This is a genomic window from Streptomyces sp. NBC_00083, from assembly GCF_026343295.1.
Lineage (GTDB): Bacteria > Actinomycetota > Actinomycetes > Streptomycetales > Streptomycetaceae > Streptomyces.
In genome coordinates this window covers 3,389,581-3,413,393 of sequence record NZ_JAPELY010000001.1, presented here as the reverse complement: position 1 = coordinate 3,413,393, position 23,813 = coordinate 3,389,581, and the positions used below count along the sequence as shown (strand labels likewise).

Genomic DNA, 23,813 nt, shown 5'->3' with positions numbered 1-23,813 from the left:
CAACGGGAGCCCGACCGTCGCCGCCGCACTTCGCCACGCGATGCGGCCGCTTTGAGGACGGCGTCGACACCGTGCACCCCGGCCGAGAAGTCGCACTGCCGCCTGACGCCCCACCAGAGGTCGCCCATCCAGAGCGGCGCAGTTCGGCCGGGGCAGCCGGGCGCGGGCCCTGTGCTGGATGGTTACGAGCCGGATGGCTTCCGGTGGGTAGTGGCGAGGACGGCGGAGAGGTCGTTGACGAGCGTCGCGTCGTGGCTGTCTGTGCCTGCCCAGGCGACGTGGCCGTCGGGGCGAATGAGGGCGGCACGTATGCCGGACCAGTCGGGCGGGAGAAGGTGCGGAGTGGCGGTGTGCACGCGCAGGCCGGGCCGGGCGAGGTGGTGGAGGGGCCGGTCCGGGCTGCTGGTCAGGTCGAGCAATAGGTAGCCGTCGGCGCGCAGCAGGGCGAACAGGCCGGTGTCGTCGACGGCGAGGTCGTCGGCGCGGGTGCCGGTCAGCGGGTGGGCGTCGGGTGCGGTCGGCCGGTAGGCGACGGAGAGGGAACTGACCTGGGCGGCAAGACGGTCGTTGAGCTCGGGCAGGCCCGCGATCAGTTGGCCGAGCAGGCCGCGAAGGGCGAGTCCCTCCGGGGTGAAGGCGGTCATGAGGGCGACTTGGGCGCGGCTGGTTTCGGTGAGGTCGACGCCGACCTGGTGGCGTTCGCCGTGGTAGGTGTCCAGGAGTGTGTCGGGGGCCCAGCCGTTGAGCACGGCGCCTAGCTTCCAGGCGAGGTTGGCGGCGTCCTGGATGCCGACGTTCATACCGACTCCGCCAGCGGGGAAGTGCTGGTGCGCGGCGTCGCCGGCGAGGAAGACGCGGCCCTTGCGGTACTGGGCGGCCAGCCGGGTGGCGTTGCCGAAGCGGGAGAGCCAGACAGGGTCGCGCATGCCGAAGTCGGTCCCAGCCATGGTGATGACGTTTTCGCGCAGCTCCTCCAGGGTCAGGTCGCCGGGCCAGGTGGTGGCGATGTCGCGGGGCGTGAGGCCGACGAGACGGTGGAGGCCGCCGGGCATCGGCGCGACCATCAGGGTCCCGGCCGGGCCGAAGCAGCTGTGGCCTGGAGCCGGGGGCTCATCGAGTACGACGTCGCCGAGCCAGCCGAACACGGTGGCCGGGGTACCGGGGAAGTCGACGGCGGCAGCCTTGCGTACGGTGCTGCGTGCGCCGTCGCAACCCACCAGGTAGGCCGCCTCCATGGTGAGGAGCCCATTGGGGGTCTGGACCTGTACACGGATGCCGTCTGGTCCCTCGCTCAGGCCTGTGACTTCGTGACCGCGCAGGATGGTCGCCCCCAGTTCGAGCGCCTGCTGTTCCAGCAGTGCCTCGGTGCGCTGCTGCGGCAGGACGAGCGTGTGGGGGAAGGGACTGGGGAGGCGGCGGAAGTCCAGCCGGGTGTCCAGTGCGCCGAAGTGCCCGCCGGGCAGCGGCACGCTCTCTGTGATGAAGGGAGCGTGTGCGCCGCGGGAGGCGAACGTCTCGATGGTGCGGGGGTGCACGGTCAGAGCGCGGGAGCGGGTGTCGCGTTCGGTGCGCGTTTCGATGACCACCACGGTGATTGCGCAGCGGCGAAGTTCCGCGGCCAGCCACAGACCCACGGGCCCGCCTCCGGCGACGACGACCTCGTAGCTCATGATTCTTCTCCCTCACTCGTCCCATTGGTCAGTGACCAAGATCCGATGGGAAGTAAACTAGGTCAGTGACCAAGAAGCAAGGCAGGGAAGACGCCGCAGGCCGGCTCACGCGCGCGGCCGTGATCGATGCCGCACTCCAGGTACTGGAGGAACGGGGACTGGAGGGTCTGTCGACCCGGGCGGTGGCCGACGCCCTGGGGGTGCGCATGAACACCGTCCTGTGGCACATGAAGACCAAGGCGCGAATGCTGGAGCTGCTGGCCGACGCGATCGTGGGCGAAATCGGCTACGCGGACCTGCCTTCTTCGCCGCTGCCCAGGGCCCGGGAACTGGCGCACCGGTACCGGCGTGCGCTGCTCGCGCACCGCGACGGCGCCGCTCTGATGACCGGGACCTACCCGGCCGAGCCGCACACGTTGCGTTTCGCCGACGGCCTCATCTCCGCCCTGCTGGAAGCGGGGGCCGACGAGGAACAGGCCGCCTGGACGGCGTGGACGGTCATCTACTTTCTCCTGGGGCTGGTCCAGGAAGAACAGGCCGCGCCCGGCCGGCTCGACAACCGGCTGGCCCAGGCCTTGGAGGCCGGTACGTACCCGGCACTGCACCGGGTCGTCGCGCACATGGGGCACGATGCGTTCGAAAGCCGCTTCACGTTCGGGCTGGACGCGATCCTTGCCCACCTGGCCCGGTAGACGTTCGCCTGGCCGAGGAGAGCCGGCGGCCGGCCCGGCCGCCGTCCTCCCCGAACCGCCCGCACGAGGTTCAACCCGTAGCTCAGGCACGCGAGAAGGTCAGCTCAGTCCTGGAGAGTGAGGACGGCACAGATGGACTTGCCGCCGCCGATCCCACTCTGAATGGTCACCTCATCACTGAGCTGACGCACGAGCGCCCATCCGTATCCCCCCACCGCCGGCCCGCTGGAGCTGCGCGGCGGCGAGACGGGACGGGTGTCGCTGTAGTCGGCCACACGGACGATCAGGCGACCATCGACGACGCGCGCAATGAACGACTCCACTCCCCCGCCGTGCCGCAAGGCGTTGGTGACCAGCTCCGTCGTCACAAGACGCGCATCGTCGACGACGTGCTGCGGTGTCGCAGGAGCCTGCCGGCACATCAGATGCGTGACCTGGGCGCGAGCCGCAAGGGCATCGATCCGAGTCGATTCCACCGGGTCGAGTACTGCGAAGGCCATGACGGGGTCTCCCTCTCTCGATGATCAAGTGGGCGCAATGGGGGGCGCGCGGGTGCGCACGTCGCCGCTGTAATGAGATTTCCCGTCCGCGCGCATGGGATAACTGGCATGACGGCCTGTCCGGGCAGGGCGTCTGTCGCCTCTGAACGGGGTCACGAAATCGTCCGTTCGGTCGATGCCCGCGGTGGCGTACTCGGACTGAAGAGCTAGTGCTTGCTTCGGAACGCGCTCCCCCGGATCAGCAGCCGCCCCCTCGGCCTCACCGGGCGCGGCTGCGGCGCTCCACTACAGCTCGGTCTACCGGTCAGTGAATGTGGGAGATTGCCGCTCCTCAAGCCAGAAGGGGTAGATCCGCAGGTCGGTCGCCCAATCGAGGCTATGTACGGCTCGAAGTCGCGGACAGCAGCAGCTGTTCCTTGATCTGCTCTGGCATCGCCCTCATCCCGCTTGCTCCGCTGCCCGGACCAGAGACTGGAGCGCCCGCTCCGGCTGAACGACGGGCTACCCGTGGGATGGGGACGGCTGTCCGGTCTGCCTGCTCATGACCTGCCCATCAAGAGCTTCCTTGATCGTCAGGTCCGCCCTCGACGGACGCTCCCGGGTCCAGTCCGTAGCCCGGCTCCGGGCGGCCTCGGCGGCGCAGGCCCACCCGGACGGCGCCGAAGACCGCCTTGCCGAGCACCGCCAGGACGATCAGGTCGACGATCATCTGCGCGCTGGTCAACGCTCGGGCCACCTCGCTGGTCGGCACGATGTCGCCGAAGCCGACGGTCACGAACACCGAGATCGTGAAGTACAGCGCAGCCGTCCGGCTCAGCGGCTCCGAGAACGATTCCGGGTAGTCGTGGGCGAGCAGGAAGTACGCGGCGGAGAACATCACCAGGAAGAGCGGCACCGCGACCGCCAGCGCCTGCACGGCGCGCAGCCACGGGAAGCGCGCACGGGTGATCGAGGCGAGTTGCCGCGCGAGCAGCCATCCGAACACGACCAGCGCCCCCACGAGCACCGCCACCGTGCCCACACCGACGCCCCAGTCGAGCGGCGCCACGTAGTACAGGGCCGTCACCAGGACGGCCGACGCGAGGGCGCGCAGCACGTGGACCGTCCGGGACAGACGGCTGACTCCCGAGCCTGCACGGTCCATGGGGGCGCTCCCGCGATACGCGATACGTGAAGAAGGTGCTACGCACCAGGAGAGTCACCCCAAGCCGATCCCGCCACCCAGACGCACCCCATACCGATCCCGGAACGGAGACGTCTCGGGCCACGACCAGGCCGAAGCCGTAGCGGCGCCGGCCCATGTACGGCCCGCCGACCGGTCGGGCCCGCGACAGCGGAGACGTAGCGAATGCCGTCCTCCGACCCGGATCCGGGACTTATTTGCACACCCGCGCAATCAAGGGTCTTTAGTCCCTGTTCGGTGCTTCACCCGGCCCGTTACGGTGGAAGCAACCCCGGGTTCTCGTGAACGCGGGCAGGTCCTGGAGCCGAGGAAAGGAGGCGGGGCATGGACATCAGTCCGAGTCGGGAGCGACTCCGCGCGCACAAGCGCGTTCACTCGTCTCCTTACGGCATCCGCTGACGCTCGCGGTTCTCCGCGCTCGCGCCCTGCCCTTCGGCCGCCCTGCCGAGGATCCGGATCGGCTTTCACGGCATGCGCTGCGCCCGTATTCCGCGGGCTGGGCCACCTCGACTGCGTTGCGCTCAGGCCGCCTCCGTACAGGCCGGCCCGTCATCCGTGCGGCCACGCGGCGTAAACCCACCCGCTCACGCGGCGCCGTCGGCGTAGGCCCTGTCGCTCGGGGCTCGACCGCACCTCAGCCTGCTCCCGCCACTCTGTTCGCCAAGGCATCCGTCGGCGTGCAGCCCATCCGGGCTGTACTGAGCCGCGCGCGGCGACAGGTCCTCGGCAATCGATCACTCACACACATCAAACACTCACTGACACCTTACGGAGGTGACAACATGACTCATGTATACGTCCCCAACACTTCACGCCGCTCCGGCGGCACCACCCACGAACACCGGACGGACGTCCGCAACGCTCCGGCGAGCGCAGCCGAGCGCCGGCACCGGCGCCGGACCCTTGCCGAGTTCCGGACGACGGCCCCGGCCCGCGCGGCCGAACGTCCCGGTTCGGCCGAGCAGCCCGCGGCGCCCTGCCATCAGGTCGGGCGCCTCGTGGTGGACGCGGGCCGCCGTCGGGCCTGGGTCGACGGGCTCCAACTGCGGCTCACCTGCATGGAGTTCGAACTCCTCGCCCATCTCGCGGCCAACCCGGACAGGGACTTCTCCCGAGCCCGGCTCATGGAGCTGGTCTGGCAGCGCAACGCGCCGGCCGACCTGGCCACCGTCGACACCCACATCGACAGCCTGCGCGACAAGCTCGGCGCCACACACCGGCCGCTCATCCGCACGACGCCCACCACCGGGTACGCCCTCGCCTCCGAGGCGCCGGCGGAGGCAGCGGCACCGGCGGTGTGAGCGGCGCACGCGCCCTCACCGGCCGTGCCACTCCTCTGCGAGAAGTTGGTAGGAGCGCACCCGGTCGGCGTGGTCGTGGGTGATGGTCGTGATGATCAGCTCGTCGGCGCCGGTGGCCTCCTGCAGTTGTTCCAGTTGGTCGGCGACCCGCGCCGGAGAGCCGACGAACTGGGTGTCGACCCGGTCGGCGACCAGGGCCCGGTCCTCCTCGGTCCAGGGGTGGGCGCGTGCCTCGGCCGGGGTCGGGAAGGGGATGGCACCCTCGGCGGTGCGGATGCTGCGGACCCACGGACCGTAGCCCGCGGCCAGTTCCCGGGCGGTTTCGTCGTCCTCGGCGACCACGACGTCCGCCGACACACTGACGTACGGCTTGTCGAGGTGGTCGGACGGCTGGAACGCGGCGCGGTAGCCCTCCGCCGCCTCCAGTACGGTGGCCGGGCTGACGTGGTAATTGGCCACGAAGCGCAGGCCGTTGCGGCCCGCGACCTCCGCGCTCTGGCCGCCGCTGCTGCCCAGGATCCACACCTCCACATCGGCGCCCTCGCCAGGGACGGCATGGACGTCGATGCCGTCCCTGGAGCGGTAGTCGCCCCGCAGGAGCGCGAGGATGTCGTCGACCTGCTCGCCGTAGTCCTGGGCGCGCGCGTCCGGCTGGCGCAACAGGTGTTGCTGGGCCAGGAAGCGCGGCGACCCGACCAGGTGCTCGAAGGAGAACCGTGGCGGGATCCTCAGGCCGTTGGGAGCGCGCCCGTCGACGACGGGGATCGTGGTCGGCAGGGGGCCCTCGGTCCGTCCCGGTGGCCGGCCGCCCGAGCGGCCGAGGCCGAGATCGAGCCGTCCGGGGTGCAGGGCGTCGATCAGTCCGAACTCCTCGACGGTCGACATGGCGGTGCGGTGGCCGAGCTGTACGGCCCCGGACCCGATCCTGATCGTGGAGGTCGCGGAGGCGGTCAGGGCGAGTACGACGGCGGGCGAGGTCCCGGCCACACCCGGGTTGAGGTGGTGCTCGGCGAACCAGTACCGGGTGTAGCCGAACCGCTCGGTCTGCTGCGCGAGGTCGATGGTGTTGCGCAGCGCGTCCGCGGCGGTGGAGCCGGATGGGATCGGTATGAGGTCGAGGACTCCGAGATGGATGCCGGACATATCTGGTGGTGCTCCTCAGCGGTTGGTGGGCACGGTCCCCGGCTCGCCCTCCGGCGGCGGCACGGACTCGATCGGGCGCGTGGACCCGGGCTGGGGCCGGCGCGTGGGCCCGGCCTCGGCCTGCGGCTCGCGCTCGGACTCCGGCTCGCGCTCGGCAACGCGCGGGGCCCAGGGGAACGGCGGATCGGGGATGGCACGTCGCAGAACGGGTGCGATGTCGGACTGGAAGAGTTCGAGCGAGGCCCGGTGCCGGGAAGGGGTGAGCCCGCTCGCGTCGGCATGCAGGTGGAGCACGCTGTGTCCGAACTCCTCGTGGTAGCGGTGCACCTTGTCGATCACTTGCTGCGGGCTGCCGATCAGCGCCGAGCTGCGTTCGACGAAGTCCTCCAGCGTGGCGAACACCGGCTCGAGGCCCTGGCTCTTCTGGAACGCGAGGTGGCCCTCGAAGACCGGCCGGTACGCGGCGATGGCCTCCTGTGAGGTACGGGCCGCGTAGTAGCCTGCGGTTCCCGCGCCGACGACGGCCTGGCGCGGGTCGTGGCCGTAGTGCTCCCACCGCTCCCGGTAGTGGCGGATGAGTTCGGCGTACGGCCCTATCGGATGGGTGACGTTGGCCGAGAAGAGCGGGTCTCCGTAACGGGCGGCGAGATCCACCGACTCGCGGCTGGTCGCGCTGCCGTGCCAGACCCTGACAGGCTGCTGGAGCGGTCTCGGCCACACCTCGGCGTCCGCGAGTTCGGGGCGGAAGCGCGGCGTGGCGCTCACCTTGTCCTGCCGCCAGATGCGGCGGAACAGCTCATAGCTCTCGGCGTTGCGGTCCCACTGGTCCCCGGGGGTGACGCTGAACAGCTCCCGCTGGGCGGCGCCGTTGCCCTTGCCGATGATCAGGTCGAGACGGCCCGCCGACAGGTGGTCCAGGGTCGCGTAGTCCTCGTACGCCCGTACCGGGTCGAGCAGGCTGAGCGTGGTGACGGCGGTGAACAGCCGGATCCGGGACGTGAGCGCGGCGATGTGGCTCAGGACGACCGGTGGCGAGGAGGAGATGAACGGCCGCTCATGACGTTCACCGACGCCGAAGCCGTCGAATCCGAGTTCCTCGGCCAGCCGCGCGTTGTCGATGACCTCGCGGAAGCGCTCGTTGGTGGACTTCTGGACACCGGTCACCGGATCCGGGGCGTGCACGATGAGGGTGACCGCGAGGAACTTCACGACGCGGCCCTCCCGGTCTCCCGCTGCGCGCGGGCATCGGGGTCGAGGCCGGGGTCGGCGTAGGCGGCGGCCTCGGTCAGGCCGAGGTGGTCGCGGAGCGTGGTGCCCGCGTAGTCGTGGCGGAACACGCCGCGTTCCTGGAGCAGCGGTACGACGGTGTCGGCGAACGCGTCCAGGCCGCCCGGGGTGATGTGCGGGACCAGGATGAAGCCGTCGGCGGCGTCGGCCTGGACGAAGTCGTTGATGCTCTCGGCAACGGTGGCGGGAGAGCCGATGAACGACTGGCGGCCGGTCGTCTCGATGACCAGCTCGCGGATCGACAGGTTCTCCGCCTCGGCGCGCTCGCGCCATTGCCTGGCGACGGCGATCGGATCCCGGAACATCCGGACGCTCGCCCGCCCTTGGGCGATGGTGTGCTCGCCGGGGTCCGGGTCGATGTCGGGGAGCGGGCCGTCCGGGTCGTAGCCGGACAGGTCGCGGTTCCAGATGTGTTCGAGGTACGTGATCGCGGTCTGGCCGCTGACCTGTTGACGGCGAGTTTCGCGCGCCAGCTCCTGTGCCTCGGCCTCCGTGTCGCCCAGGACGAAGGTCGCCGCGGGCAGGATGAGCAACTGGTCACGGGCCCGGCCGTGGCGGGCCAGGCGTCCCTTGACGTCGCCGTAGAACTCCTGGCCCGCCTCCAGGGTGCCATGTCGGCTGAAGATGGCGTCGGCGCCGGCGGCGGCGAACTCGCGCCCCTCGTCGGAGTCGCCGGCCTGGAAGATAACCGGGCGGCCCTGCGGACTGCGCGGCACGTTGAACTGCCCGGCGATGTCGAAGTGTTGTCCCCGGTGGGCGAATGCTCCGGCCTGCGCGTCCTTCAGGAAGATGCCCGATTCCTGATCGGCGACGATGGCGCCGTCGTGCCAGGAGTCGAACAGCTCGGTGGCGGTGGAGAGGAACTCCTTGGCCCTGGAATAGCGCTGCTCCTGCGGCAGGAATCCGCCGCGCCGGAAGTTCTCGCCGGTGAAGGCGTCCCAGGAGGTGACGACGTTCCAGGCCGCGCGGCCACCCGACAGATGGTCCAGGGCGGCGAACTGGCGGGCCACCTCGTAGGGCTCGTTGAAGGTGGAGTTGATGGTCCCGGCCAGGCCGAGGCGTTCGGTCACGGCGGCGAGCGCGGACAGGACGGTGAACGTGTCGGGCCGTCCCACCACGTCCAAGTCGTAGATCTGGCCCCCTTGTTCGCGTAGCCGTAGCCCCTCGGCGAGGAACAGGAAGTCGAACTTGGCCCGTTCCGCGGTCCGTGCGAAGTGGGCGAACGAACTGAACTCGATGTGGCTGCCTGCCCGCGGGTCGCTCCACACGGTGGTGTTGTTGACGCCCGGGAAGTGGGCCGCGAGGTGGATCTGCTTCAGGGGCTTGCCCGAGAGCGGCCCGTCCGGGTTGGGCCTGCCCGAGGTGTGCTTGCTCATGGTCGTACGACTCCTCCGGCTTCAGGCAGCGGTGTAGCGGTTCAGGGGGCGGGCGAGTCCGAGCAGTCCGCGCAGGGTGCTCGCCTCGTAGGCGTGCCGGAAGGCGGCCCGGCGCTGGAGCTCGGGCACCAGGTGGCGGGTGATCTGCTCCAGGTCGTGACCGATCGCTGCGGGGCGCAGCCGGAAGCCGCTCAAACCGGCCTCGCGCCACTCCAGGAGGAGGTCGGCCAGTTGCCCGGGGGTGCCCGTGAACACCTCGGCGTCGCTGGTGTAGACGGTGCCCGCGAGGTCGTCGAGGCGGTCCTTCCGGCCCCTGGCCGCCGCGGGGTCGTCGTCCAGGAACACCACCAGGTCGCCGAAGACGTGCAGCGGCTCGTGTTCACGCCCCGCCGCGGCCTGCGCGGCACGGATTTCGGCCACGGTGGCGAGGGCCTGGTCGGTGTCGTGCGGAGTGATGTAGCCGATGTCGGCGGCACGGCCGACCAGTTGGTACGGCACGCTGTGGTGCGCGAGAGCGCTGACGACGGGCTGTCCCTGGGGTGGCCGAGGGGTGATGGAGGGTCCCTTGACGCTGAAGTGCCGGCCTTCGAAGTCGATGTAGTGCAGCTTGTCGCGGTCGATGAAACGCCCGGTGGCGACATCGCGTATCTCCGCGTCGTCCTCCCAGCTGTCCCACAGGCGCCGTACCACCTCGATGTGGTCGGCGGCCTCCTCGAAGAGTTCGGCGGCCAGTGCGCGGCCCTGCGGGGTGTCCCAGTCGGCGGGGTGAAGACGGGGAAGGGTGCGGCGCCCGATGTGCGCGGCCTCGTCCTGCCGTGCCGCGACCTGGACGCGCAGCCCGGCGCGACCGGCACTGACGTAATCCAGTGTGGCGATCGCCTTGGAGATGTGGAACGGCTCGGTGTGCGTGGCCACCACGGTCGGCACCAATCCGATGTGCCGGGTCAGCGGGGCGACCCGTGCGGCGACGAGCACCGCGTCGAGCCGGCCCCGTACCTGGTCGGTACGCCCGTCGGGCTCGGTCGGGTGGGAGGACTGCGGCCCGAACGAGTCCTCGAACGTCACGAAGTCGAGCAGGCCGCGTTCGGCCTCGGTCACGAGACCGGCCCAGTAGCCGGCGGTGAACAGGTCGTGGGGCCGGGCGCCCGGCTCGCGCCATGCGGCCGGGTGCCAGCCGGCGCCGTCCAGCGCCACGGCAAGGTGAAGGGGAGGGTGTGCGGACACGAAAGGGGTGCCTTCCTGGTCGACCGTACGTGATCACCGCGCCCTGATGCGGAGGGCCGGCTGCGAGGAACGGGTCAGGAACGACAAAGGGCGCACGCCACCCGCTGCAGATCGATGTGGAGCCGGGAGTACAGACGGACGCAGCCCCGTGCGGTGCGGCCCGGAGCAGCCGGGGCGAGGAGGCGGGGAAGGGAGAACATCACCGTCGCCTCCCTCCGCCCTGTCATCCGCTGTCGGGTCCCGTTCGGGCCTTGCCGCGCTGCCGCGGCAGCCCCTGTCATCGCACGTTAGGCGCATCCGGACGGGCGGAGGTGTAGGGCGTATTGCGGTTCCATGAAACCGTCCGGCCCGTGGTGGGCCGCCCTTGCGGCGGGCGCCTCCAGGGCGGGGGCGGACCAGTCCAGAATGTGAACCGCCGCACCCGCGGCCTCCAGACCTTGGCAGTGGGCATGGTGGCGACGGGCGATGCCCGGCAGGTCGAGGTGGGTGGCGAAGGCGGGGTGGGCGGCCAGCCGCCGGGCGTAGGCCCACACTTGCGGATGGCCGGCGATGTGGTGAACCGCTACGGCGTCCAGGTGCAGACGGTGCACGACGTCGAGGTACATCAGGGTCACCCACACCTGCACGTCGGCGGCGGTGATGTGGTCGCCCAGGATGAAGTCGTGGTGGGCGAGTCGCCGTTCCAGGGAGTCCAGGGCCCGCAGCAGGCAGCCGACGGCGGTCTGGCGTGCCCCGGCATCGGCGCCCGCCCGACCGGCTTGCTGCGCCGCCTCGTTGACGCCCTGCTCGCAGAGGCGTCCGATGCGCTCGATCTCCTCCTGGGCCTCGGCGGGGTGGAGGACGGGCCGGTCGGGGCGGTCGTCGCCGAAGTGCCGCGCCAGGTCTCGGAGGATGCCGGGGGTGTCCGTGCTGACGATCCGCCCGGTCCAGTCGTCGCTCAGTACCGGTGTGGTGGCCGGCCCCTGATGCCTGTGCGAACCGGCCTCGTAGAGCGGGCGCAGTGCGCGGTAGCCGCCGTCGGGGCTGTCGGGCACGGCGGGCAGCACGACGAGCGGCAGGGTCTCTTCGAGACCGAGCAGGCTATGGGTGATGGCGATCCGCAGGCAGTGGGGGCAGGACGGCGAGAGGTGAAGACGGTAGCGGCGGGACACGGCGTAGTAGCCGCTGCTCGCGTCGGAGCCGATCCGTCCCCGGAACGCCGGAGAAGGGGGGCAGGACGGCAGGGTGGGCGGGGGTGCGGCGGTCATGTGTCTCCCTGGGGCCGGGTTCCGGTCTCCGGTGCCCGGCGGCGCGTCGAGCGGTGCACGTGGCGTGGGGGGTGCGCGACGGTGTGGGCGCGCACCCGTACCCGGCAGCGATGGGGTGCCCTGGGCACCCCCGGTGTCAGCGCTGGGAGTCCGCCGCGCTGCAGACACGCAGGAGATCGATGTGACGGCGGGAGGTCAGCAGGAGGGGCGGCCGCCCTGGCCGCAGGGCACGTACCGCACGCACGGCACGCACAGCTCGCACGGCTCGCACGGCACGCAGTGCTCGCACCGTACGGTCGGCACGCAGTGCTCGCACCGTACGGTCGGCACGCACTGCGTGGCCGATGCCGCCGGTGCGGTCCGGGCCGGCGGCGCACGACTCCTGACGCTCCATCATTTCCTACTGATTCACTAGGGATCTCTCCTTCGGAGTGTCCGGCGGTCCTGGCTCCGCGTCAAGAGGGCCCGCACACGAGGACGGGCATCGGCCGGCGCCTTCGCGGTCAGGCGGCCTGTCGGGCCGTCAGGGCCGTACGGCTGCCGACGGCTTCGGAGAACTGGTCGACGACCCCTGCCAGGGCCTCGGCCGCGGCCGGCGCGATGGTGAGGGTGCCGTCCGCGCCCACCAGGAGGTCCCGGTCGAGCGTGAACCAGCCCTGGACGATGTGCGCGGCGCCCATGGAGCTGAGGACCGGGCGCAGCGCGTAGTCGATCGCCAGGACGTGCGCCGTGCTGCCGCCGGTCGCCAGCGGGAGAACCGTCTTGCCTACGAGGCCGAACTGCGGCAGCAGGTCGAGCAGGGCCTTCAGCAGCCCGGAGTACGCGGCCTTGTAGACGGGCGTGCCGATGACGACGCCGTCGGCGCGGGCGAACAGTTCGCTCGCCGCGGCGATCGCGGGGTGCCGGAAGTCGGCACCGAGCAGGGCCTCGGCGGGGAGGGTGCGGACGTCCAGCGGGATGACGTCATGTCCCTGTGCGATGAGCCGCGCGTCCAGATGCCGCAGCAGGCGGGCGGTGCGCGAGGTGGCGGAGGGGCTTCCGGAGACGGAAAGGACGGTGGCCATGGGTGACCCTTCGGGAGCGTGGGTGTGCGTGCGGGGAGCGTGGGGGGTGCGTGCGGGAAGCGTTGGGGGGTGCGGACGGCTGGTGCGGGACGACTGTCCGGCGGAGCGACGCGGCGCCGCGCACCGGCGCCTACTTGTTGGTCCTGGGCAGTCCGGGCGGGTTGGTCTCGGACTTGGTCACGGCCTCGCCGGACAGGCCCCAGCGCTCAAGCACCTTCGCGTAGGTGCCGTTGTGGATGATCGCGTCGAGCGCGTCGGTGAGCGGCTTGACCAGGCCGCTGTCCTTCTTCGTGGTGGCTGCGATGAGGCCCTGGAGCGTGGCGCCGGCACCGGAGTAGGTGCCGACCACTTCCGTCCTGCCCGTGCTGGCCGCGTGGTAGGCGGCGGTCGGGTTGGGGCCGAGGTAGAGGTCGATGCGGCCGGACTGGAGGGCGAGGTAGGTGTCGCTGTCGTTCTGGTAGTACTTGATGTTCACCGGCTTGCGGCCGGCTTCCTCGTTCTCCTTGCTCCACTCGACGAGCAGCTTCTCCTGGTTGGTTCCGCTGCCCACGGCGACGGTCCTGCCCGCCACGTCCTGGGGACCGGTGACCTTCAGACCGCTGCCCTTCTTCGCCTCGAAGCCGAGGTTGTCCTTGCGGTAGGAAGCGAAGTCGTACTTCTCCTTGCGCTCCTCGGTGACGGTGATGTTGCTGAAGCCCACGTCGTACTTGGCGCTGTCCAGGCCGACGAAGATGTTCTCCCAGGAGACCGTGGTGAAGTGCGGTTCGAGGCCCAGCACGTCGGCGACGAGCGAGGCGAGGTCGGGTTCGACCCCGATGACGGTCCTGTTGTCGGTGGCGTGGAAGGTCAAGGGCGCTGCGGAGCCGGTCGAGCCGACGATCTCCAGGGTGCCTCGTCTGCGGATCTTCTCCGGGACCTCGGCTGCCAGGGAGTCGACCTTGCCGGTGGTGAGGCGGTGCTGGTCCGGGCTCAGGTTGATCTTCGTCGTGCTGCCGGACGTGGCCGCGATCTCGGTCGTGCCGCCGTCGGAGGGGTTGCCGCAGGCGGCGAGTACGAGGGCGGTCGTCAGTCCCAGCACGGCGGCGGTGGTTCGGCGGGTGATCGAGGGGGACATGGTCGTGCTCCTTGGTGGCACTGCGGGACGGGGATGGGGTACGGGGGCGGTCAGAGGACCTTGGAGAGGAAGGCGCGCGTGCGCTCGTGGCGCGGGTGGTCCAGGACGACCGCGGGCGGGCCCTGTTCCACCACGACGCCGGCGTCCATGAACACCACGGTGTCGGCGACCTCGCGGGCGAAGCCGATCTCGTGGGTGACGACGATCATGGTGGTTCCGGAGCGGGCCAGGTCCTTGATGACGTCGAGGACCTCGCCGACGAGTTCGGGGTCGAGCGCCGAGGTGGGCTCGTCGAACAGCAGCACCTTGGGTTCGAGCGCGAGTGCGCGGGCGATGGCCACGCGCTGCTGCTGTCCTCCGGAGAGCTGCCTCGGGTAGACGTCGCTCTTGTCGGCGAGACCGACTCTGCGCAGCAGTCGCCGGGCTGATTCCTCCGCCTCCTTGCGCGGGCGGCGCAGCGCGGAGACGGGAGCCTCGACGATGTTGTCCAGGACGGTCAGGTGCGGGAAGAGGTTGAAGTTCTGGAAGACGAACCCGATGTGGGTGCGCTGCTTCAGAACGTCCTTCTCCTTCAGCTCGTACAGATTGTCTCCGGACCGGCGGTAGCCGATGAGTTCGCCGTCGATGCTGATCCAGCCGTGATTGACCTTCTCCAGGTGGTTGATGGTGCGCAGCAGGGTGGATTTCCCGGAACCCGACGGGCCGAGGAGCACCGTGACCTCGCCGGCCCGGACCTGGAGGTCCACGCCACGCAGTACGTTCAGCGGTCCGAAGCTCTTGTGCACGCCGCGGACGTCCACCATCACGCCGTCGTGCGCCGGCTTCGCTTCGTCGTCGGCCACGCTCACGTCGCTCATCTGCTGTCTCCCAGGCGCTGAAGGGGTACGACCGGCTGGTCGGGCCGGGCGGCCGCCCCGCGCACGGCACGGGCGAAGCGGCGCGCGCGCTGGAGCGGGGTGGGCGGTGGGGTGCGGTCGGCGCCTCGGGCGTAGCGGCGCTCCACGTAGTACTGCGCGATCGAAAGGAGGGAGGTCAGCACCACGTACCAGGCGGTGGCGACGAGGAGCAGCGGGATGACGCGGCCGTTGCGGCCGTAGACCACCTGCACCTGGTAGAACAGCTCTCCGATCGCCATCACATAGACCACCGAAGTGCCCTTGAGCAGGCCGATGATCTCGTTTCCCGCCGTGGGCAGGATGGCGCGCATCGCCTGCGGCAGTACGATCCGGCGAATCTGGCGCAGCCGGGGAATGCCCAGCGCCGCGGCGGCCTCCAGTTGTCCGGGGTCGACCGCCAGGACACCGCCCCGTACGACCTCGGCGGCGTACGCCCCCTGATGCAGCGTCAGCCCGATGACGGCGGCGCCCATGGTGCCGATGATGCTGTTGCTGTCCACCGACCAGAGCACCGGTCCGAAGGGGACACCGATGCCCAACTCCTGGTACAGCGCGCTGAGGTTGAACCAGAACACCAGCTGGACGATCATCGGGATGGACCGGAAGATCCAGATGTAGGTCCAGGCGACGGTCTGCAGGACCGGGCTGCGCGACAGCCGCATGAAGGCCAGTACGGTCCCCAGGAGGAAGCCCAGCACCGTCGCGTAGGCGGTGAGCTGGAGGGTCACCCACACCGCCTGCACGATCGTCTCGGACAGGACGTAGTCACGGAAGACGCTCCACTCCCAGACCGGGTTGGCGAAGAGCCCGTGCACGAACTGGGCCGTCAGCACGGTCACGGCGGCTGCCGCCACCCAGCGGGCGTAGTGGCGGGCGGGGACGACCTTGAAGGACGCCGGGCCGTCCGGCGCGGGCGGGGCCTCGCGGGCTCCGTCCGGGACGGCCGCGCCGGGTGGCGCCGTGTCGGTGATCGGTCTCATCGTGGTGTTCCTGCTCGGCTCTCGGGTGTGCCGGGGCGGTCCGGCATGACGGTCACGTGTGTCCGGGGGGCTCGGCTCGGCTCTCATGCGTGCTCGGGCGGGTTGATCCGCGATGTCTCGATCGCGGACGACGTGGTGCCCCATTTGTTGAGGATGCGGCCGTAAGCGCCGTCCTTGATCAGCTCGTTGACGGCGGCCTGGAACGCCCGGGTGAGCCGGGAGCCCTTCTTGAAGGCGAAGCCCACGTCGAGGCGGTGGTACTCCCCGAGGAAGGCGGTCCCGGACGCGGGCTGTGCCGCCTGGTAGCGCAGGCCGTTGATGGTCGACATGATCACGTCGGTGCGGCCCTGCTGGAGCGCGGTGAGGGTCGCCCCGTTCTCCGAGTAGACCTTCACGTCGTACGGCTTCTTGCCCGCCTTGGCGCAGACGCCCTTCTGCGCGGTGAGGGTCGCCTCGAAGGTGGTGCCGACGCCGGTCCCGATGGTCAGGCCGCACAGCTGGGTGAGGTCCGTGACCTTGGTCTTGAGCGCGGTGTTTCCCTTCTTCACCGCGAAGCCCTGGCCGTCGTTGATGTAGGTGACGAAGTCGATGGTCTTCAGACGCGCGGCGGTGACGCCGAAGTTGCCGGTGGCGAAGTCGTACTTGCCGCTGCCGAGGGCGGGCAGGATCGTCTCGAAGGAGGCGTCCTGCCGCTCCAGCTTCACGCCGAGGACCTTGGCCACCGCGTTGGCGAGGTCGATCTCCTGGCCGGCGGCGGGCTTGTCCTGTCCGTTCGGGTAGTACGCGCCCGGCGGGTACCCGATCGAGCTGCCGACCCGCAGCGTGCCCGCCGCGCGGACTTCGGCGGGGAGCAACGCGGCGACGGAGTCCACGGTGCGTACGGCGGCGACCGGGTCGCCGGACGGCGCAGCCGGCGCCTGGACACCGCCCGCCGCGGGGCCGGAGGCGGCACCGGCTCCGCAGGCGGTCAGCGTCAGGGCGGGCAGCAGCGCGATGGCGGCAGCCGCACGCAGTCGTGTTCGGGTGTCACGGGTGCTCACAGTCCGGCTGCCTCTCGTTGGGGCGGGGCGGGTCGCAGGTGCTTCTCGAAGGGCAGCGGGCCGATGGTTTCGGGATCGGCCCCGGTGTCGAACAACGGCGTGTAGCCGGTCGTCAGATATAGGGCACGGGCCTCGGGCTGGCGCGGTCCGGTGGTCAGATGGATCCGCCGGTAGCCGCGGCCGGCCGCCTCGTGTTCCAGTGCGGCAACGACGCGCCGCGCCAGGCCCCGCCTGCGGTGGGCGGAGTGCGTCCAGATCCGCTTCAGCTCGGCCGTGGTCCCGTCGTAGCGGCGGAAGGCGCCGCCCGCCACGGGATCGCCGTGCTGAAGGAGTAGGAGCAGCGCCCCTCCGTACGGTGCGGTGAACTCCTCGTCCGGGTAACGGGCGAGTTCGGTGTGGGCGTCCCTTCCGTAGCGCGTGGAGTACTCGTCACCGAGCTCGCGCAGCAGGGGAGCGACCCGTGGGTCCGACATGAGAACCTGAATGATCGTCAGATCCGTTGTGGGTATCGGAGTTGGAGAGGTGGTCGTCATGCTGTCGCCGCCGCGGGCGTCCGTGCGGAGCGGGCCGCTCGCGCGGCGTCCCGCCGGGCCACCTCGTCGCGGACGATCGGGATGACGTACCGCCCGAAGTCGATCGCGTCGTCCAGCAGGTCGTAGCCCCGGGCGGAGAGGATGTCGACGCCGAGGTCGTAGTAGTCCAGGAGTGCTTGGGCGACGGTCTCGGGGGTTCCGACCAGCGCGTTGGAGTTGCCCGCGCCTCCGGTCGCCGCGGCGGTCGGGGTCCACAGGGCGCGGTCGTAGCGCTCCCCCGCCTCGGCAATGGCCAACAGCCTCTGTGAGCCGACGTTTTGAGGGGACCGGGCCTGCGTCCGTCCCGTGCCCCGGTGGTCGTTGGTGAGCGGCTCGCCCTTCTCCGTACGGGCCTTGATCGCGCCGACCGTACGGTGGGCCTTCTCCCAGGCCAGGTCCTCGGTCGGGGCGATGATCGGACGGAACGCCACCTGGATGCGGGGCACGTCGGTGCGTCCCGCGGCCCGCGCGGCGGTCTTCACGGCCTCGATCTGTTCGGCGGTCTTCTCCAGCGGCTCTCCCCACAGGCAGTAGATGTCGGCCTCGGCACCGCCCGCGGCGTATGCGGCCGGCGAGGACCCGCCGAACGAGACGCCGGGGCGGGGCTGTTGCGACGGGAAGACATCGCTGACGAAGTCCTGGAACCGGTAGTACTCGCCTTCGTGGTCGAAGCGTTCGTGGGTGGTCCAGATCTTCTTGACGATCCGGATGTACTCGCGGGTGCGGGCATAGCGCTCGTCCTTGGTGAGCGTGTCTCCCTCGCGGCCCTGCTCGCGGTCGTTGCCGCCGGTGATGAAGTGCACGGTCAGCCGGCCGTCGCTGATCTGGTCCAGGGTGGCGAAGGTCTTCGCGGCGAACGTCGGGTAGGAGACGTTCGGCCGGTGGGCCAGCAGGATCTGGAGGCGTTCCAGTCTGCTCGCGATGTACGCGGCGGCCGGCGCGGGGTCCGGCGATCCGGATCCGTACGCGAACAGCACGCGGTCCCAGCCGTGTTCCTCGTGCGCACGGGCGATCCGGAGGGTGAACTCCTTGTCGAATGCGGCGCCGGAGCGCGGGGTCGTTTCGGAGCCGTCATTGGTGGCGGCGATGCCAAGGAATTCCACTGGCATGAAAGGCGGCCTTTCCTCAAGTCCTATGGTTCCGGGCCGCGTTGCGGGCAGCGGCCGGGTACGACGGAGCGGCCCTCGGGGCGCGCGGGCGCGACGGTGCGGCAGAGCGCTCGAAGGCAGGTGACGAACACGGTGATGAGCCGCCGGGGCATGGGCCCCGGGCGGGGCGGGGCAGAGGGGGGCGGCAGCAGCGCGCGTCAGGTCCCGCCGGTCTCCTCGTACGCGGATCCGGCACGGTTCAGGCGTGTTCCGTGCGTGCGTACGACGGTTCGGCGGAGAGGAACTCGGCCCGCGACGGGGTTACCGAGGGAGGGAAGGGCCGGTCAGAGGGCCCGCTGCCGTGTCAGGCGCAACATGCCGCGGACCACACGCGACCGAAGTCGATGTGGTCGCGGGTGACCAGGCGCTGTCCGGCGTTCATGCGCCTAATTGAGCAGTACATCTCGCTTCTCGTCAACCACGGCCCGGATGCCGGACCAGCCCCTGCGACCGTTCCGCATGGTTGACACATCCGCCTGGTGGGCCCCTACGATCTGGGACGGACCGGCTCCGCCGCGCAGCGGGAGCCGTCCGGCCGCGTTGAGGGACGCGGTGCGCGCGATGACGCCGAACCGGCCCCAACCCCCTTAGCCCCCACGGGACTTGACCGCCCGCTGCGCCATTGCGCCGCCCGGGTGGTCACCCACGGGCACCTCCCTCCTTTGGAGAGCCTCCTGATGGTCTCGCCGCCCGATGTCGCCGCCACCTCCGCCTCCTCCCCCACTTCCGCGCCCGCCCCTCTCGCGGGCCGGCCGACGACCCCCGGCCGGTCCGGCCCTGACGGCGGTCTGCCACGGATCGTGCCGCGCCGGCGGACGGGCCGCCGACTGGCCGCCGTCGTCGCGCTGCTCGTGTTCGCGATGGCCGTCAACTCCGTCGTCCGCAATCGCGCCTTCCAATGGGACGTCGTCGGCCAGTACTTCACCACGGCCGCCGTGGTCGACGGGCTGCTCCTCACCCTGTGGCTCACCGGCGTGGTGACCGTGCTCGGCTTCCTGCTCGGCATTCCACTGGCCGTGCTGCGGCTCTCCGCCAACCCGGTTCTGCGGACGCTCAGTTGGGGCTACGTGTGGATCTTCCGGTCCACCCCGCTGCTGGTGCAGCTGCTGTTCTGGTTCAACATCGGCGCCCTCTACCCGACGCTGGGCCTCGGCCTCCCCTTCGGGCCGCAGTTCGTCACCGTCAAGACGGTCAATCTGCTCGGCCCCACCCTCACCGCCGTCATCGGCCTGACCCTGCACGAGGCCGCCTACGCCGCCGAGGTGGTGCGCGGCGGCATCCTCTCGGTGGACGCGGGCCAGACGGAGGCCGCCCAGGCCCTCGGGATCGGCCGGCGCCGATCGCTGCGCCGCATCGTCATTCCGCAGGCGATGCGCTCGATCGTCCCGACCGCGGGCAACATGCTGATCGGCACGTTGAAGGGCACCAGCATCGTCAGTGTGCTCGCCGTGCACGACCTGCTGTACTCGGTGCAACTGGTCTACAACCAGACCTACCAGGTCATCCCGCTGCTGATGGTCGCGACCCTCTGGTACATCGCCGTCACGACCGTGCTCAGCGTGGGGCAGTTCTACGTCGAACGCCGCTACGCCCGGGGCTCGGCCCGCACGTTGCCGCCAACTCCCCTGCGGAAGCTCAGGATCCGCGGGGCCGCGCTGCGTGCCAGGCTGGCCGAAGTGACCGCGTCCGACTCGAAGTGACCGCATCCGACGCTCCCCGGCCCGTCGCCGACGACCGGTGCTGCCACGACCTGCGCCGTGTTCCCTATATTTCCCATCGATTTAATAGGAAAGCATTGACGACCCGCACGGCCGGTGCGCAGGATGGGCGCATGGCCCCCACACAGCAGCGACTCGTACGCCGTCGGCATGTCGACTTCGGCCACGTCGCCAGCGCCGCCTGTCGTCACGCGTAGGGCGCGTCGCCCCCACGTTCCGCCCCGCCCCCTCGGCCGGGCCGATCCAGCGATCGCACGCCATATCGGGCACCTGGGCCGACCCGAACTCACTTACTTGTCACGGGAGTTGGGGCATGCCCCCATCACGCGCCCACCACCCCACCCCCGTCAGCGACCTTGAGGAGGCCACCGCCATGGGCGTTGCCACAGCGCCGTCCGTCCCCGCTTCGGATTCCGAGCGGACCGGGCCCGGCCGTACGCACTGGCAGCGCGTGGCCCGCGAGACGGCGGACGACCTGGCCACGGACGCGGTGGCCAGGGAACAGGCCGGCAAGGCACCCTTCGACGAGGTGTCCCGGCTGCGCGAGGCGGGGCTCCTGACGCTTCTCGTCCCGCACGAGTTCGGGGGCGGCGGCGCCGACTGGCCCACGGCCTACGCCGTCGTCCGGGAGATCGCCGCGGCCGACGGCGCGATCGGTCAACTGCTCGCCTGTCACTACTTCCTGTCGTGGAGCACCCGGCTGTTCGCCAAGGCCGCCCGCGCCGCCGAGGTCGAGCGGAGGACCGCGGCGGAGGGCTGGTGTTGGGGCGGCGGGCTCGGCCCCCAGGAGCTGCCTCTGACGCTGACCAGGAAGGCCGGTGGCTATGTGCTCGACGGCCGCCAGAGCTACGCCACCGGGATCCTGGTCGCCGACCGCCTCGCGGTACGGGCCGAGCGGGCCGACACCGGGCAGCCGTTCGCCGTCGTCGTCGATGCCGCCCGGCTCGGCGTGCGGATCGACGACGACGCCGACACCTTCGGCCAGCGGCTCGCGGCCGGCGGGAACGTGGAGTTCGACGCCGTGCCGGTCGCGGCCCAGGACGTGCTCGGCTCCCTGTCCGCGGACGAGGACGTCCTGTCCCCCCGGGCCGCCCTGTCCGCGCCGGTCGGCCGTCTCCTCTCGGTCCAGCTCCTGCTCGGCATGACCGAAGGGGTGCTCGCCGAAGCGCGCGATTACAGCAGGGCGGGCCACCACGCACCCCGGCACCCGGACTGGCCGGTCGGCTCTCCCCAGGACCCGCAGGTGCTGACCACCTACGGAGAGCTCACCGTTCTGGCCCGCTCCGCGGCGGCCCTCGCCGATCAGGCGCTGACGGCCGTGCACGGCGGCCTCGCCCGCGGCGCGGGCCTCACCTTCGAGGAGTACGCGGAGGTCTCCGCCCTCGTGGCCATCGCCGAAGCCGCCGCTTCCAGGGCGGCGCAGGAGTCCACCGCCCGCGCGCTGGACGTCATCGGCGCCCGCTCCGTCTCCTCCCGACTGGGCTTCGACCGCTTCTGGCGCAACGCCAGGGCCCACACGCTGTACGAGCCCGTCACCCACCGGCTCCGCGACGTCGGGGACTACTTCCTCAACGGCGCACACCCTCCGTTCGTCCTGCCCGTCCGGCCCTGACCCTCACGGCATCGCGCGGGCGGCGGCGTCCCCCGCCCGACCGCCCACCGGCCCACCGGCCCACCGGCCCCCGACACCGATCAAAGCCATACGGAATACTGCGCACATGAGGATCTCAGCCAGGGCCGACTACGCGGTACGCGCCGCGCTGCAGCTCGCCGCGGCACGCGATGCCGGGCCGCTGAAGGCCGAGGCCATCGCCGACGCCCAGAACATCCCGCACAAGTTCCTCGAAAGCATCCTCAACGACATGCGCCGCGGCGGTCTCGTGCTCAGCCAGCGGGGCGGCAACGGCGGCTACCGGCTGGCCAGGCCCGCCGAGTCCATCAGCATCGCGGACGTCATCCGCGTCGTGGACGGTCCGCTGGTGTCGGTGCGCGGCGTACGCCCGCCGGAGCTGTCCTACACCGGCCCCGCCGAGTCACTGCTCCCCCTGTGGATCGCGCTGCGGTCCAACGTGCGCGAGATCCTGGACGGCGTATCGCTCGCCGATGTCGCCGGGGCCCAACTGCCCGCGACTGTCTCGGCGTTGGCCGAGGCGCCCGGGGCCTGGGTGAATCCCTGACACGGCGGGCTCCGCCTCAGGCGCGGGGCACGTCCCCTTCGACGGAGACCGCGGGCAGCAGTTCCGCGGTGATGAAGGCGACGACGGCCGCGATGATCACCAGGGGCATCAGGTCGGGGCTGCCCAGGAGCAGGGCGACGAGTACGACGCTGCTCACCGGCAGCCGCAGGGTGGCCGCCGTGGCCGCCGCCATGCCGGCCGCCATCGCGGGGAGCACTCCGAGGCCCGGCAGGGGTGCGAGCAGGACACCGGCGGCGGCACCGAGGAAGAGGGCGGGGAAGATGGGGCCGCCCCGGAGACTGCCCAGACACAGGGTGTAGGCCGTCCCCTTGAGAGCGAGGACGGCGATCAGCGCGCCGACGCTCCAGGTGTGGGGGTTGGAAGCCAGGTCGCTGATGATGCTCTGGCCGGACGAGGCGACCTCGGCGGGTGAGCGGCCGGTGATGAGGGCGTAGAGGGCGGCGCAGGCCGCCGCGCCGAGCGCGCACAGTACGGTCCGTACGATCACGGCCTTCTCGGTGAAGGCGGCCACCCTCCGGCCCGCGCCGAGGACCCCACGCATCGCGACGCCGATGGCCACGGCCATGAGCAGCGCCCACCCCACGTCGGGTCCGTCCAGGCGTGGCACCGGCGAGGGCAGTTTGAGGCCGAGGCTGCCGGTCTGCAGCCCGGTCCAGCGCCCGAAGCCGGTGAAGACGAGGGCTCCGACCCCGCTGGACAGCAGGGCGGGCAGCATGACGGCGAACAGCCGCGGACCGCCCACCCCTGCGATCTCGATGAGGAGGACCGCGGCGACCAGCGGGCTACCGAAGATCACCGCGATGGCCGCGGCGGCTCCGGCCGCTCCCAGCAGTGCCGTGCTCTGCGGGGTCGCGGGTGCCCGGACGAGGTCGCGGAACAGCAGGGCGAGTCCTCCGCCCAGGGCGATCAGCGGCGCCTCCGGGCCGAGGACGGCGCCGAACGGCAGGCTCGCCATCGCGGCGAGGAGCACGCCCGGCAGCGTGACGGGGAGCGTGCCTCCGGTGTGCAGTCCGGCGGCCGGGATGTGACCGCCCCGGCCGGGCAGGCGCGAGACGACCTGGCCGACGACCAGACCGGCGATGAGCAGGAGGGGCAGCGGCCACCACCACGTGGGCCTGTCCCAGCCCAGGTCGTGGGGCAGGGTGACCCAGAGGAAGTGTTCCAGTTCGTGCAGCCCGACCAGGAACCAGAAGGCGGCGAGGGACACCGGAATGCCGATGAGCGCGCAGAAGACGAGCACCTTCAGATAGCCGGGGGTCAGCAGGATGTCCCGCAGGCGGTCTGCCGCTCGGGGCTGGGAGGGCTCGGAGGACGGGGCAGTGGACGAGGGCCCGTCGGATCGAGGTCCGGTTCGGGGGCTGGGCTCGGCCATCGCTGTCCTCCCGTCCCGTCGACCCGGCTCCCCGGGCACGCACAGCTCCATCGCTATGCCCGGTCGCGGCCGAACGCAACACGAAGAC

At 71.0% G+C, this 23,813-nt stretch carries 22 protein-coding genes; 5 read left to right on the top strand and 17 right to left on the bottom strand.

Annotation, left to right across the window (positions count from 1 at the left end; all coding sequences use genetic code 11):
* Window positions 1-182: 182 nt before the first annotated feature.
* Window positions 183-1,670 carry an FAD-dependent monooxygenase gene (locus OOJ98_RS15300; RefSeq protein WP_267055236.1) on the bottom strand — a complete coding sequence of 496 codons (1,488 nt, stop codon included), beginning with the start codon at window positions 1,668-1,670 and terminating at the stop codon, window positions 183-185.
* Between the two features lie 65 nt (window positions 1,671-1,735).
* Here OOJ98_RS15300 and OOJ98_RS15295 point away from each other — a divergent pair, with 65 nt between their 5' ends.
* Window positions 1,736-2,362 carry a TetR/AcrR family transcriptional regulator C-terminal domain-containing protein gene (locus tag OOJ98_RS15295; protein WP_267055235.1) on the top strand — a complete coding sequence of 209 codons (627 nt, stop codon included), beginning with the start codon at window positions 1,736-1,738 and terminating at the stop codon, window positions 2,360-2,362.
* A 104-nt stretch (window positions 2,363-2,466) separates the two neighbouring features.
* Here the strand turns inward: OOJ98_RS15295 and OOJ98_RS15290 are convergent, their stop codons facing one another.
* Both OOJ98_RS15290 and OOJ98_RS15285 read right to left on the bottom strand, forming a co-directional pair.
* Entirely contained in the window at window positions 2,467-2,862 is a 396-nt protein-coding gene (locus tag OOJ98_RS15290) for an ATP-binding protein (protein ID WP_267055234.1), read from the bottom strand.
* Between the two features lie 553 nt (window positions 2,863-3,415).
* On the bottom strand, window positions 3,416-4,006 hold the full coding sequence (locus OOJ98_RS15285; protein WP_267055233.1) for a potassium channel family protein: 591 nt from the start codon (window positions 4,004-4,006) through the stop codon (window positions 3,416-3,418).
* A gap of 821 nt (window positions 4,007-4,827) precedes the next feature.
* Between OOJ98_RS15285 and OOJ98_RS15280 the strand changes: the two genes are divergently transcribed.
* Window positions 4,828-5,346 (top strand): winged helix-turn-helix domain-containing protein, encoded by a 519-nt coding sequence (locus OOJ98_RS15280; protein WP_267055232.1) that lies wholly within the window; start codon window positions 4,828-4,830, stop codon window positions 5,344-5,346.
* 15 nt (window positions 5,347-5,361) lie between these two features.
* Here OOJ98_RS15280 and OOJ98_RS15275 read toward each other — a convergent pair whose 3' ends face one another.
* From OOJ98_RS15275 to OOJ98_RS15220, 13 genes are all read right to left on the bottom strand, one after another.
* Window positions 5,362-6,489 (bottom strand): MsnO8 family LLM class oxidoreductase, encoded by a 1,128-nt coding sequence (locus tag OOJ98_RS15275; protein ID WP_267055231.1) that lies wholly within the window; start codon window positions 6,487-6,489, stop codon window positions 5,362-5,364.
* A gap of 15 nt (window positions 6,490-6,504) precedes the next feature.
* Window positions 6,505-7,698 (bottom strand): LLM class flavin-dependent oxidoreductase, encoded by a 1,194-nt coding sequence (locus tag OOJ98_RS15270; protein WP_267055230.1) that lies wholly within the window; start codon window positions 7,696-7,698, stop codon window positions 6,505-6,507.
* On the bottom strand, window positions 7,695-9,152 hold the full coding sequence (locus tag OOJ98_RS15265) for an NtaA/DmoA family FMN-dependent monooxygenase (RefSeq protein ID WP_267055229.1): 1,458 nt from the start codon (window positions 9,150-9,152) through the stop codon (window positions 7,695-7,697). Before OOJ98_RS15265 ends, OOJ98_RS15270 begins: the two co-directional genes overlap by 4 nt.
* A 21-nt stretch (window positions 9,153-9,173) precedes the next feature.
* Window positions 9,174-10,376 (bottom strand): LLM class flavin-dependent oxidoreductase, encoded by a 1,203-nt coding sequence (locus tag OOJ98_RS15260; RefSeq protein WP_267055228.1) that lies wholly within the window; start codon window positions 10,374-10,376, stop codon window positions 9,174-9,176.
* A 74-nt stretch (window positions 10,377-10,450) separates the two neighbouring features.
* Window positions 10,451-10,576, bottom strand: a complete 126-nt coding sequence (locus OOJ98_RS34825) for a putative leader peptide (protein WP_323177909.1) — start codon at window positions 10,574-10,576, stop codon at window positions 10,451-10,453.
* 87 nt (window positions 10,577-10,663) lie between these two features.
* Window positions 10,664-11,623 carry a glutathione S-transferase C-terminal domain-containing protein gene (locus OOJ98_RS15255; RefSeq protein WP_267055227.1) on the bottom strand — a complete coding sequence of 320 codons (960 nt, stop codon included), beginning with the start codon at window positions 11,621-11,623 and terminating at the stop codon, window positions 10,664-10,666.
* Window positions 11,624-12,126: 503 nt separating this feature from the next.
* Window positions 12,127-12,687 (bottom strand): NADPH-dependent FMN reductase, encoded by a 561-nt coding sequence (gene ssuE, locus OOJ98_RS15250; protein WP_267055226.1) that lies wholly within the window; start codon window positions 12,685-12,687, stop codon window positions 12,127-12,129.
* A 130-nt stretch (window positions 12,688-12,817) separates the two neighbouring features.
* Window positions 12,818-13,801 (bottom strand): ABC transporter substrate-binding protein, encoded by a 984-nt coding sequence (locus OOJ98_RS15245; protein WP_267055225.1) that lies wholly within the window; start codon window positions 13,799-13,801, stop codon window positions 12,818-12,820.
* A gap of 50 nt (window positions 13,802-13,851) precedes the next feature.
* Entirely contained in the window at window positions 13,852-14,658 is an 807-nt protein-coding gene (locus OOJ98_RS15240) for an amino acid ABC transporter ATP-binding protein (RefSeq protein WP_323177897.1), read from the bottom strand.
* A complete protein-coding gene (locus tag OOJ98_RS15235; protein WP_267055224.1) occupies window positions 14,655-15,677 on the bottom strand; it encodes an amino acid ABC transporter permease in 1,023 nt (340 codons plus the stop codon). Before OOJ98_RS15235 ends, OOJ98_RS15240 begins: the two co-directional genes overlap by 4 nt.
* An 83-nt stretch (window positions 15,678-15,760) precedes the next feature.
* On the bottom strand, window positions 15,761-16,717 hold the full coding sequence (locus OOJ98_RS15230) for an ABC transporter substrate-binding protein (protein WP_267055223.1): 957 nt from the start codon (window positions 16,715-16,717) through the stop codon (window positions 15,761-15,763).
* Window positions 16,714-17,250, bottom strand: a complete 537-nt coding sequence (locus tag OOJ98_RS15225; RefSeq protein ID WP_267055222.1) for a GNAT family N-acetyltransferase — start codon at window positions 17,248-17,250, stop codon at window positions 16,714-16,716. The genes OOJ98_RS15230 and OOJ98_RS15225 overlap by 4 nt, the downstream gene beginning before the upstream one ends.
* A complete protein-coding gene (locus OOJ98_RS15220; RefSeq protein ID WP_267055221.1) occupies window positions 17,247-18,398 on the bottom strand; it encodes an LLM class flavin-dependent oxidoreductase in 1,152 nt (383 codons plus the stop codon). Before OOJ98_RS15220 ends, OOJ98_RS15225 begins: the two co-directional genes overlap by 4 nt.
* A 716-nt stretch (window positions 18,399-19,114) precedes the next feature.
* On the opposite strand from OOJ98_RS15220, the gene OOJ98_RS15215 reads away from it, so the two are divergent.
* The 3 genes from OOJ98_RS15215 to OOJ98_RS15205 all read left to right on the top strand — a co-directional run bounded on the left by OOJ98_RS15215 (window position 19,115) and on the right by OOJ98_RS15205 (window position 22,332).
* Window positions 19,115-20,137, top strand: a complete 1,023-nt coding sequence (locus OOJ98_RS15215; protein ID WP_267055220.1) for an amino acid ABC transporter permease — start codon at window positions 19,115-19,117, stop codon at window positions 20,135-20,137.
* Between the two features lie 391 nt (window positions 20,138-20,528).
* Entirely contained in the window at window positions 20,529-21,767 is a 1,239-nt protein-coding gene (locus tag OOJ98_RS15210) for an acyl-CoA dehydrogenase family protein (protein WP_267055647.1), read from the top strand.
* 106 nt (window positions 21,768-21,873) lie between these two features.
* On the top strand, window positions 21,874-22,332 hold the full coding sequence (locus OOJ98_RS15205; protein ID WP_267055219.1) for an Rrf2 family transcriptional regulator: 459 nt from the start codon (window positions 21,874-21,876) through the stop codon (window positions 22,330-22,332).
* A 16-nt stretch (window positions 22,333-22,348) separates the two neighbouring features.
* Here OOJ98_RS15205 and OOJ98_RS15200 read toward each other — a convergent pair whose 3' ends face one another.
* On the bottom strand, window positions 22,349-23,725 hold the full coding sequence (locus OOJ98_RS15200; RefSeq protein ID WP_267055218.1) for a chloride channel protein: 1,377 nt from the start codon (window positions 23,723-23,725) through the stop codon (window positions 22,349-22,351).
* Window positions 23,726-23,813 lie beyond the last annotated feature (88 nt).